Source organism: Pseudomonas sp. RIT-PI-o (assembly GCF_001297215.1).
Lineage (GTDB): Bacteria > Pseudomonadota > Gammaproteobacteria > Pseudomonadales > Pseudomonadaceae > Aquipseudomonas > Aquipseudomonas moraviensis_A.
In genome coordinates this window covers 20128-31053 of the sequence record NZ_LHPA01000033.1, presented here as the reverse complement: position 1 = coordinate 31053, position 10926 = coordinate 20128, and the positions used below count along the sequence as shown (strand labels likewise).

Here is a 10926-nt window from a genome sequence, read left to right as displayed (position 1 = left end):
ATCAGCGTCTCTTCAGGTAGCCGCTGGCTGAGCTGCGGCGTTGAGGGGGGGCTGCCGGTCGCGATTGTGTAACCGGTGCAGCGGGTGGTGGTGCGGATTGGGCTTGACGTACAGCAGCGGGTGCCGGTGTTTGCTCAGCATCAAGTCGCTCGCCCTGGACAGGCTCGATGCTCAAGGCGTCATCGAACAAGCCGGACTGCGCCAGGGCTTGTCGCACCCTGTCCCAATCGTGCTCCTGGTAGCGGTTGATGCCGAGGTAATGCGCCATCGCAAGGCAGTACACCATCAGGTCGAGCGCTTCGTTGCGCTCTGCCTTGCCCTTCACCCATTCGATGCGCTTGTGGCCGCGCACGTATCGCACGACTTTGCGTTCGGCGACGCACTGGGCGAAGAATTCGTCCGGCAGGTCATTGGCAAAGTGCAGCGATCCGGGACCGTCCGGGAATGGATAGCGGTTGTAGATCCAGTCTTTGGCGGTGTCGGTGCCGACGAACCACAGCTCGGCGCCGTTGCGTTCGGTCTGGCCTTTCCACGTTACGTCAACCATTGACGGGCGCTGTGCAATCACTGGCCTGCCAGGCTTGCTTGCGCCCTTGATGGCGAAGATGTTGCGCCAGCGACGAACGCGGCAGAACTGGTAGACCTCATCGGTGTGATGACCGCCGGAGTCGACGCCCACGGCGAGAATCGCCAGACCTACACCGCAGGGATGCCGGTAACGAGCCTTGAGTTTCTCGTCCAGCACCGCCCAGGTGCGTTCGTCTGCCGGGTCGCCCCAGATGATCTGGTGGTCAACAACCCAGCGCTCCATGCCGACGCCGAAGCCCATCACCATCAACTCCAGACGGTTGGCTTGGACGTCGACGGCACCGGTCAGCATCAGCACACCGATCGGCATCGAACCGAGGGTGTAGTTTTCCAGCCGCGCCCGAGCGATCAGCACCTCCGCCTTCGTCTGCTCGAGTGCGCTGTCCCAGACCTTCGCGAGACGGGTGTTGTAGAACACCTGCATCAGGCTGGTATCCCCTTGAGCCTGGGCTTTTTTGGCGTCCTCAAACTCGATGGCAAGTGAAGCCCAGTCCATCCAGCCGGTTGGCGAATACAGTGCGTTGAGATGAAAGCCAACGGTCTTTCCGTCGCCAGCTGCATGGGCACGCCACTCGCCTCGGGCAAGCATGTCGCTCTTGTGGTGTTCCTCGATCAGCACATCGCATTCAGGGGCAGCGCACTCGTAATGAACAGTGCTGAAGTCTTTGCTGTAATGCAGCCGCTCCCACTCCAGCACCTGCATGTGACCGCAGGTAGGGCATGGCACGTGGTAATAGCGCTGGTCGCTGGACTCGAACAGGTCAGCGATTCGCGAGGCGCCTTTGATCGTCGGCGAGCTGGAGAAGTAGATCTTGGCGTTGCGACCGAAGTTGGTCGCCCGCGTCTCTGCCAGTTTGATGGGGTCACCCTCTTGGCCGACGTCGTTCTCCCAGCGGTCGACTTCGTCGCCGTAGATATAACGCGCCGACAACTCCGAAAGGTTGGCCGCAGAACCGGCGGTGGTGACGTACAGCGAACCACCCTCGAATTCCTTGGTGTCCATCGTGTTGCGTGCGTCCCGCGAGCGGGTGGCCGCGACCCGCTCGCGCAGAACGGGAGTGGCCTTAATGGTCTTGCTGATTCGCCCCGAAACCCGCTTGGACAGGCCGAGGCTGGGGAGAAGCGCCAAGATGTTCGACGGTGCCATGTGGATCAGGCCACCCATCCAGTTAAGGGCGATCTGGGTTTTCATCAACTGCGAGGCCACCATGGTGACCACGCGTCTGCAAGGGTGAGCCGGCGAAAGGCAGCGCATTGGCTCGCGGGCATAAGGTGTCCGTGAGGTGCGGTACTGGCCGGGCTCAGGGGCACCGGTGTCACGCGGGATTCGCATGTACTCGTCGGCCCATTCGTCGATCCAGAGATCGGGGTCGGGACGCAGTCCACGGAAATAAGCCTCACGGTACACCTCTGCACCGTCAGGAAATTCCGTGTGCATGGGTTCAGTCCGTAGTAATGGCGTGGTCAAGGTCCGCTGCAGAGAGGCGCTCGGCTTCTTCCAGCGTTCGGCGGAAAGTGGCGGTCAGGTGTTTTTCGATCAGCCAAGGATCGGTCATGGCCGCCAGGTCATGGGACAGCTGCGGTAGCGGACCGAAAAGCTGATCGCGCAACAAGCGGCCGGCGTTATAGGCACCCGTTTCGACTGCCTCCTTGGAAACCAGCGCGCCTTGGGCTTTGCCGAGCTCGATCTCCGCGAGCTTGGCCATGTTGTGCTCGCGCAGGGCGCGGGCCTTCTGGAAGTCGGGGAGCTTGCCGTCGACGGTAAGCACCTGCGGCGGTGCAGCTGTGGAAGTCGGCTCGGCCTGGGTGGACAGTTGGCTGTAAACGTCACGCTGAATCCGGTCCTGCTGGTGACGTTCGGCGACGGCGACCTTGCTCGGGTCGGCGGTGTCACGAATCAGCGCTTCGGTGGCATGCACATCAACCTGTTTGCCGTTGGGCGATAGCACCAGACGGTTGTTGTCTTTCAGCCAGGTGATGTAACTCGGCGACCTGCCGAGCCGGGCCGCGAAGGCGCTCTTCGACAGGTAGGTTGGTTCTGTCATGAGCCCTCCTTTTTCAACATATTTCAATGAATCCTTTCAAGATTTCAATGATTGAAATTTCAGTAAGCTGAGGGCACTCCCGCTAACACTTTCCCGCGGGTTTCCGACCCCGTACCCTCCGAATAACCCCAGGGTCCCCGGCGGTTTCAGGCTGGTCCGCTGCCATTCGGCGGGACATCGCACACGCCAAGCCGCTTGGCAGCCCAGCGTTCGTACAAGCCGATGGCAACATCTGCGCCGGCCATTGCCGTGAGACAACCCAAGGCGCCCGCCGTCCAGAGCGACATGCCCGCCGCGATCATCAGCATCATTGCCGAGACTCCGCAGACAATGCAGGCACCGGATCGAAGCGCAAGCCGACGCATCAGCGCCCAGCCACGGGCACCATCCTTGTCTGCTCGCCACATCTCACCGGATACGCCGCCGACCAGAGCCAGGACGATAACCAACCAGATCGGCATTTCTGCCAGCGCTTGCTGCTCATTTGTCATGTTGTGCCTCAAGTGAAGGAGCATGCCGAACACAAAAAAGAAAACCCCGCCGGAGGGCAGGGTTTTCAATGTCGCGGCATACGCCAGGACGAAGTGCACAGCACGTGCTCGGGGAAGCGCCAAGGCGCAGAATCCATATCGTGGGGACTTTTTACCCCCTGAGTACGGAACCGAAAAGGGGGCATTTTCGGTTATCCAACTTGACGCAACTTTGACGCAACTTTGAGGAGACTTTGAGGTAACGCGCCCCGACCAACGGTAAGCCACTTACGTGCGTCCCTGCGTTCGGCCAGCACCTCAAAGAGTCGGACATGTAGACGGTGCACAAGATCGTAATAGGTTTGCTTCGCCTTTGAGACGTAGCCCAGTTCGTGCATCTGCGCTGCCCATGTCGGTGCAGGGTCTAAGCCGTAACGCATAACTGCTAACTGTTGCAGCATTTCACCCCGACTATCTTGCCGGGCAATCTCGGAAAGGGCGGCACCAATTTCCTGCGCAATTGCATCTGGACCTGCGCCACCGCCGAGAAGGATCCGAGAACCGGGTGTGCCCCTTGGCGCACAACCGCCCCACTCCATGATCGTCGCCATCGGGCTACCCATGCCTCCCGCTTCACCGGCGTGTCGGCATTGCTCGCCCCAATGTTTCAGCAATAACTCCATCGCCTCAATCATTGCCCTGCCCCCGTAAAATCCAACCCAACACAGAAAGACCGCAACCCGACACAAACCCAACACATATAAATCCCTTTAAATTCAATGCCTCAATCAAACTTGAGTTGAGTGTGTTGGGTTTGTTGGGTTTATCAGTCTTCGCATAAGAAAAATTTCGTTCCGTTGAATCCGTTGCAAAGAACGTCACGCATGCGCGTGCGCGACACAAAACCCAACACACCCCACACAACACCCGCGAAGGCATGTAACTCGGGAACTCAAATTGTGTGGGGTATTCAAAATCAACCCGACACACACTCAACACACCCAACACACTTTTAAAAATAGTCATGCTGCAAGCGCCTTAATTTGACCCCGGCTGTCCACGTGCCACCCCCCCAGCTTGGCCTTCGCCCGCCAGTTCTCCACCTGTTTGCCCAGCTCTGCCGCCTTGAGTGATGGGGGCGGGGAAGCATCCAGATCCACAGGAAAGAAAAACGCGCCGAAGCGTCGGTTATTGCCGTCAGTCCAGGGTATCGCCCGCGTTTTATCCACCTCGGAACTGATGAATAGAGAGAACTTGGTCTGACTCATCACGTGCTCTTTGTTGCGCTGGCACCATTCGAGAAACAACGAATAGAGGTCGGTCGAAAGACACGGTCCCCAAAGCCCATGCCCCAGCTCGCTGTACTTCCACAGATGCAAAAATGTTTGCCAGCCGGCCCGGCTCAAGGCCACCAAACGCTCACGCGCCTCGGTCGATGGCGGCCGCGTGCGCTGGTTGAAGTCCCCTAGATCGACAGACAGCAACCAACCGTAGAGCGCTGCCACCCCACCCTGCTCCAGTTCACGACCAATCGCCTTTTGCCTTGCGACTGGCAGGGTCTCCATAGGCCACATGACGAGCATTCGTCGATCACTGTCGCTGATTGGCCACGGAAGAATCTCGTTGCTGAGAAACACCGCGTTCATGTGGTTGGCTTCTTCCCAGCCATTAATGAATTTCGACTCCATCCGCACCGTTTTACCAGTGATCAAGTGCTTGATCTTGCCCACCTGGTTGTAACGTTGATCGCGACTGACGACCTCTTCAAATACCGACCACAATTTGCGGCTTTGCCACGCGTTGAAACTGCTTTCCAATTGCGTCTGACCAACAGTCGCCGCGTATTGGCCGTAAAGCATGCCGAGTGCGTCAGCGAACAAAAGGCTCTTGCCCGAACCTTCCATGATCGAATGCATCAACACAGCGGTATCCATCTTGGCGCCGAGGTGCTGCAGCGGATACGCCAGCCAGCGAGTTAGCCAATCGGTTGCAGCTTCATCGTGGTTACAAAGAAATGAAATCAGCCAACGCAGGTTGGCACACGCTGCATCATCCCTGACTGGCTCAAGCGGCAACCCGTCAAAGGTATTGATGTACACCGCAGGATCCTTCGTCATGGTCGGATCAAACACGATGTGTTCAACATCGACGGTGCGGCGCTCACTGCTGTTCAACCACAGCGGGTAAGTGTCACCCAGCGCCATCTTCACCGCGCCCTCGGCTATACGCCGCTTCTTTTCCCGATCCCAAACGTCTTTGGTGCCATCGATGTAAACGTAGCGATCGGTTGGAGACATCCCGAATGCACCGCCTTTCTTCCCAGCCATGCGGCGCGCCTGCTCGATCTCGCGAACATGGTCGTCAGAAATCAGCCTCTTTCCGGTGTCGTCCAACCAGGCTTTGGCCAGAGGCTTGCCCACGCGAGCTTCGAAGGCGGACTTCTTCATTACCTTCGATTGGTCGCAGTCCCACACGTGCGTGGTGCCCTCGACCAACGCAAAACGACGCAGAATGTGATCCAACGATATGACCTCCCCCGCCCCCCCGTCAGGAGCAGGAGCGGCCTCGCTGGACGGGCAAGTTTCGTCGGAGATCGGCCCGCTCAATTCACCGGATGGGGTGGGGGGAAGATCATTCGGATCTGGACGGGCGGCGTATTGCATCCCCAACATTCGCGCAGCATCCTTCACAGCCTTCGACTGATCGCCACCGTGCTCGAGTAAGCAGAACACTTCAAAGGCGTCGTTCTGATGCCCGTTCGCGAGAGGGTCAGCACCGTGGTGCGAATAAACCTTGTCCTCACTGATTGTCACCCCTGGCAGACCGGTGCTGCTTTGAGGGTACAGCCACTTATTGCCTCGCTTGATGTATCCATGGGCACGAAGAAGCTCCGCAACATCGTGACAACGGTTGAATTCATCAATTACCGAGGGCTGTTTACCGCCACCGCGTGCAGGACGCTTTTGGGCTTTGACCGGTGGCTTTGGTGGCGCAACCGCCCATGGACACGCAGCTTCGGCATCTCGCTTAAAAAACTCCCAATTCTGCCAAATGGTAAGCAGCTCGTTGGTCAGCGTCGGTAGCCCGTCAGTAGCACTTGGAGCAGTTTTCCAGGTGTAAGGTTTGCCGGTACCGGGATGAATTGATGGTGGAAATACGTCTTGCACCAATCCCGCACGTAGTTCAAAGACCGTGAAGCGTTTGAACGGCTCGGCTTCGGTTCGTGCAGCAGCTTCTGCGGCAAGATCACCTTGCTCTTTCGCAACCTTAGCCTTGTCCATCAACCCTTTGAAAATCGAACCGTCCGGGTCTTTTTCATTCGGCCATGAAAGTGAATGACGCGTGAGTTCGATGCCTTCCGGCACCTTGAACACCACCCGGATTCGCAGCGGATTCCCGACGATAGTCGGGAACACTACTGCCATCGCATCAAGGTCAAGGCCCAACAGTTCATATAGAACATGCCGCGTCCATTGAACGTCATCAACATCCAGTGAACAAACGCGGCTCGGCCCCAGCACGACGCCAAGGTTGTGATTTGGGTTTCGTTGCCAGAACGCCTCGGCCGTATCGGCGTCGGTGATATAGCCTCCGGGCTTATTCCACCCTAGGCCTTTCGGAGCCTTTTCACCTGGATCAATCGATACGAGTGCCAAGTCAAAAGTACTGATGTAACGCCTTGCCCATATAGCGATGGCTGTTCCTTTGCCCGATTCACTCATCGCCGGGCCTCCCGCAACTCCTGACAAGAGATGCAGGTCTCGCAACCTTCAACCTTCTGCTGTCGAAGCAACGGGATTGGTTCGTCGCAGTCGTCACAGAACTGCGCGCTAACGCGGCTCGATGGCATGCGGCGACTGCGATGAATAGCAATATCAAGCAGGTATTGCGCCTGCTCGTTTGCGCGGTCGATATCATCAGCCATTGATGCGATCCTCCATCGCCTGACGAGCACCCGCCATGATTCCAAGGACTTCGCGGATCACATCCATTCCGTGCTTTTCGAGATCCACGACTTCATGAAGCTCCCAAACGTTATCCGCCGCGCCGTCGTGCATCTTGGCCACGAATTCACCGGTTTCCCCGAGCAGCTTACCAACCGCTTTCAAGGCATCACGGGTTGCCGGTACGGCCACCGGCCGGTACCAAACCGCACCTGCTGGACGCATCAATGCGTCCAGCAAGCGTGGATCAGCGGTCAGCCTGATCACTTCCTCAAGCTCATCTGGATTCAGCCAGCGGCGTTCTTCATCGAGCTTGAGTTTCTTCTGGAGGGTGTCGTTGTCCAACACCATTTCAAAGGCAAGGGCGGTAATTCCGCCCTTGTAGTCACGACCAGCGCGATAGATCGCTTGGCGTAGAGGCAGGACCGGACCAGCGTCCGGCAAAAGATCTGTGCGACTCATAACCGTAAATCCCCTATTTACGGTGTAGCCATAGTTCAGGGTAAACCCTATCCTACGACCACGACCGATGTGCATGTGCTGTGTATCGTCGTAGCTGGGCTGGGGGATTCTTTGGTGAGAGGCCCCAGCTCAGCACCTTTAAGCTGCCGACTTAAGATCGGCCGCTTCTTTCTCTTGGGTGTATAGGCATTCGATTGCCTTACCCGTTACGTACCGAACATCTGCACCTTTCGCGGCACGATTGATGGTCGGCTGTGTTGTTCCTACGCGATCTGCAATAACTCTCTGGGACAAACCAGACCGCAGCAGCTCTGCAAGCATTTCTTGGATAGTCATACCGTTTACCGATGCGCTTTCGCATTGGCCGCTACAATACACAAACGTATTGAATGATTCAATACACTCGGCGATACGTTTTTGAATCAAGGCAGAGAAAAAGTGATCGGAGACCGCATCGCCCAACGCATGCAGGAATTGGGGCTGTCAGAAGGCGAACTCGGCCGACGGTCCGGCGTTCCGCAACCGACGATTCATAGAATTGTGACGAACGCGGTAACCAGCCCTCGCCATGAAAATATCGAAAAGATCAGCAAAGCTTTGAAGGTCAGTAGCAACTGGCTTTGGAAGGGAGGCGAACACAAAGACCCGATGATTGATCAGGGCGCGCCATCTGCGAATGAGACCAACGTTGAACCTGGGCCAGCTATTAAAGGCTATGTCCCTCTCATCTCATGGGTTCAGGCAGGCGCATGGTGTGAGATTGAAGATGTTAGGACCCTTGATGATGCAGAGATATGGCTGCCATGCGCCGCTTCCCATAGCAGCCAGAGCTATGCCTTGCGAGTACGTGGACTATCCATGTTCAATCAACATGAACGTCGATCCTTTCGAGACGGAGACATCATCTTTGTTGATCCCGCGAAAGATGCGGAAAATGGTTCTCTTGTGATTGCCAAGCTCGTGGATAGCCAAGAAGCAACTTTCAAGCAATTGGTGATGGAGGGCAGCCGCCGGTTTCTGAAACCGCTGAATCCAGCGTGGCCAGAGCCAATCATTGAGTTAGGGGCCGACGCGATCATTTGTGGCGTAGTATTTTCGAAGCTCGAAATTTTCTAATACATAACCCCTTAACAGGCCCGCAGCGATGCGGGTCTTTTTTGTGCCATGAAAAATCAATTCAAATACGTATTGACTGAATCAATACGTATTTGTATCGTTTGCATCGTAAATCTCTCACCAAAGAGTACGAACATGCAAACAACACAGCACAGCAACACTCGCTGCCCGGTGTACCTACACCCGTCAGCCTGCACTAACCCGGAAGCCGTGAAAGAGATTCAAAAACGCACCGGCCTACTGGTAGTCATCACGCCAGGCACTCGCTTAGCACCGACAAAAGTAAATGTAATTACTCACGAATGCGGACCGTTCGGGGGTGATGCAGCATGAAACCTCTACTAATTGGCCTCGCTGGCGTCGCCCGCTCTGGCAAAGACACCGCCGCGCAGCATCTGGTCAGCCACCATGGATTCCAGGCTTACGCATTCGCTGATCCACTGCGTGACGGTCTGATGCACATCCTCAACTTAAGCCCTTGCGACTTCGAAGGTGCCCAGAAGGAACTGCCACTGCCATGGCTCGGCCGTTCCCCTCGCCAGTTAATGCAATCACTTGGCACCGAGTGGGGTCGCAACAACGTACATCCCGAACTCTGGCTGCTGCTTGCGGAACAGAACCTCGACCTACTCGCTCGCACCCACGACGAAACACGTAGCTTTGTCGTCAGCGACGTGCGGTTCGAAAACGAAGCGGACTTCATCCGTAAGCGTGGCGGGGTGGTGATTCACATAGAGCGAATAGCCGCTGTGACCGTCAACCAGCACATCAGTGAAAACGGCGTCATACGCGCGCCGGGAGATATCTGCGTACCGAATGATGGGTCCTTCGAAGAGTTCTTCACCAACCTAAATCATATTGTGGACACCCTGCACACCCGTGCTGCGGCGGCCTGAGGCAGCGTTATGACAAACCGCACCCTGGACGAATCCGCCGCATTGCTCGGACTCAAGCCCCGCGCCTTCCGCACCAGGTTGCGGGAGCTGGGCATTCTCAACAGCAGTGGCGATCTAGCCAGCCAGTACCGTGATCGAGGCTATATGTATTCGGATCCGCGCAGCACCGTGATTCCGTCCCTAAACAAGTGCCGTCATTACGCCGTGGTGATGGTGAAGGAAGAAGGGATCGAATGGCTGGCCAAGAAGCTAGGAATCATCATTACCAAAAAGGACGCCGCTGCATGAAAACCAACAACCTCAATGCCTACACGCAGGCCCTCGGCGCCCTGAAGCTGATCCCGATCTACTTGAGCTGCCCGGGGGTAGTCAGCCGCGCAACGCTCGTTGGCGCCTCAACGGAAGCCATCCAATTACTGGAAAGCATGCCCGTACTGAGCACCGAACTGGCCGAGGTATTCCGCTGCGTCAACAACGTGATCCTTGATGGGCAAGTCGCCTACGTTACGCCGACCAACTCGCCTGAGTATCCATTCGGAGCGGTAGTGGCTGACGCCAAGGGCAACATTTGTGCGGCTGCAATGGGCAAAAGTAAGGACGGCCTGGCCGAACTGATTCGCCTTAAGTTGCTGCCCCCATCGGAGGGGTACGGGGAGAACGCAGCATGAACAACACACTAGAACAATTGCGACGTCAATTCGCTACTCCATGCCCGACCCTGGCCGCTGTTCGAGAACAGTACTTCGCTCACATTCGCACCGACCGCTACCTACTTGCCGAGATAAAGGCAGGTCGTATCGCGCTGGTCGTGAAGCGTCTGCACGGGTCGGCTCGCGCCCAAAGAGTGGTGTACCTGCACGACCTGGCCGAGTTCCTCGACACCCAAGCGGCTAAGCAAGCAGCTTGATTTGAACTCGGGTTATCACTTCCCCCCCGCCGGCCTCTCACCATGCATCCCGGCGAAGGATTTTACAGAGGCTCACAGCACATGACTACAATCCAAATTTGCGCGCTAATCATCCTAATCGCTTTCACCGGCCTCCTCGTATGGGCCGGCTACAAAATGGGACGGAGCTATGGAAAGCTAGAAGCGGACGACAGTCAGCGCGCTGAGTTCGCCAAAACTATCCGTCAGTTGAAGGCTTCCGCCCAGTTCATTAGCACTGATCACCGAAATCTGGCGAGGCAGTGCAGACAACTCAGAGAAAGCCAAGCATTCGGATCAAAAGAGCAGCGAGTTCTGCTCGATATTGCAGAGCACCTCCGGGTTGCTGCTGAAACATTCAGTGCATTTCGCACAGGCAAAAAACTTGAGCGAGACACCCGGTTCCTTCGCGAGCAGGCGCTGATCATGGCCGGACTGCTGCAGGTGGTTGTGCAAGGAGAAGGCGTATGAACACCTCAT

The 10926-nt window shown here is 56.8% G+C and carries 14 protein-coding genes; 6 read left to right on the top strand and 8 right to left on the bottom strand.

Features of this window, described 5'->3' with window-relative positions:
- Position 1: 1 nt before the first annotated feature.
- The 8 genes from AEQ63_RS20690 to AEQ63_RS20660 all read right to left on the bottom strand — a co-directional run bounded on the left by AEQ63_RS20690 (position 2) and on the right by AEQ63_RS20660 (position 7509).
- Positions 2-2026, bottom strand: a complete 2025-nt coding sequence (locus AEQ63_RS20690; RefSeq protein ID WP_064364581.1) for a phage terminase large subunit family protein — start codon at positions 2024-2026, stop codon at positions 2-4.
- A gap of 4 nt (positions 2027-2030) precedes the next feature.
- Positions 2031-2633: a hypothetical protein gene (locus AEQ63_RS20685; protein WP_064364580.1), complete on the bottom strand. Its 603-nt coding sequence runs from the start codon at positions 2631-2633 to the stop codon at positions 2031-2033.
- 146 nt (positions 2634-2779) lie between these two features.
- Positions 2780-3124: a phage holin family protein gene (locus AEQ63_RS20680; RefSeq protein ID WP_064364626.1), complete on the bottom strand. Its 345-nt coding sequence runs from the start codon at positions 3122-3124 to the stop codon at positions 2780-2782.
- A 191-nt stretch (positions 3125-3315) separates the two neighbouring features.
- Positions 3316-3798, bottom strand: a complete 483-nt coding sequence (locus tag AEQ63_RS20675; protein WP_064364579.1) for a hypothetical protein — start codon at positions 3796-3798, stop codon at positions 3316-3318.
- Positions 3791-4129, bottom strand: coding sequence for a hypothetical protein (locus tag AEQ63_RS28370; RefSeq protein WP_152972401.1), 339 nt, complete (start codon positions 4127-4129; stop codon positions 3791-3793). The genes AEQ63_RS20675 and AEQ63_RS28370 overlap by 8 nt, the downstream gene beginning before the upstream one ends.
- A complete protein-coding gene (locus AEQ63_RS20670) occupies positions 4126-6825 on the bottom strand; it encodes a DUF5906 domain-containing protein (protein ID WP_064364578.1) in 2700 nt (899 codons plus the stop codon). The genes AEQ63_RS28370 and AEQ63_RS20670 overlap by 4 nt, the downstream gene beginning before the upstream one ends.
- Positions 6822-7028, bottom strand: coding sequence for a TraR/DksA C4-type zinc finger protein (locus AEQ63_RS20665; RefSeq protein ID WP_064364577.1), 207 nt, complete (start codon positions 7026-7028; stop codon positions 6822-6824). The genes AEQ63_RS20670 and AEQ63_RS20665 overlap by 4 nt, the downstream gene beginning before the upstream one ends.
- Entirely contained in the window at positions 7021-7509 is a 489-nt protein-coding gene (locus tag AEQ63_RS20660; protein ID WP_034156300.1) for a phage regulatory CII family protein, read from the bottom strand. The genes AEQ63_RS20665 and AEQ63_RS20660 overlap by 8 nt, the downstream gene beginning before the upstream one ends.
- A gap of 417 nt (positions 7510-7926) precedes the next feature.
- Here AEQ63_RS20660 and AEQ63_RS20655 point away from each other — a divergent pair, with 417 nt between their 5' ends.
- The 6 genes from AEQ63_RS20655 to AEQ63_RS20630 all read left to right on the top strand — a co-directional run bounded on the left by AEQ63_RS20655 (position 7927) and on the right by AEQ63_RS20630 (position 10917).
- Positions 7927-8625 (top strand): LexA family protein, encoded by a 699-nt coding sequence (locus tag AEQ63_RS20655; RefSeq protein WP_236705277.1) that lies wholly within the window; start codon positions 7927-7929, stop codon positions 8623-8625.
- Positions 8626-8954: 329 nt separating this feature from the next.
- Entirely contained in the window at positions 8955-9521 is a 567-nt protein-coding gene (locus AEQ63_RS20650) for a deoxynucleotide monophosphate kinase family protein (RefSeq protein WP_064364575.1), read from the top strand.
- A gap of 9 nt (positions 9522-9530) precedes the next feature.
- Positions 9531-9809 carry a hypothetical protein gene (locus AEQ63_RS20645; RefSeq protein ID WP_064364574.1) on the top strand — a complete coding sequence of 93 codons (279 nt, stop codon included), beginning with the start codon at positions 9531-9533 and terminating at the stop codon, positions 9807-9809.
- Positions 9806-10189, top strand: a complete 384-nt coding sequence (locus AEQ63_RS20640; RefSeq protein WP_064364573.1) for a hypothetical protein — start codon at positions 9806-9808, stop codon at positions 10187-10189. The genes AEQ63_RS20645 and AEQ63_RS20640 overlap by 4 nt, the downstream gene beginning before the upstream one ends.
- Positions 10186-10428 (top strand): pyocin activator PrtN family protein, encoded by a 243-nt coding sequence (locus AEQ63_RS20635; RefSeq protein WP_064364572.1) that lies wholly within the window; start codon positions 10186-10188, stop codon positions 10426-10428. Before AEQ63_RS20640 ends, AEQ63_RS20635 begins: the two co-directional genes overlap by 4 nt.
- 81 nt (positions 10429-10509) lie before the next feature.
- Complete coding sequence (locus AEQ63_RS20630; RefSeq protein ID WP_064364571.1) at positions 10510-10917, top strand: hypothetical protein; 408 nt, start codon at positions 10510-10512, stop codon at positions 10915-10917.
- The last annotated feature ends 9 nt before the right edge of the window (positions 10918-10926 follow it).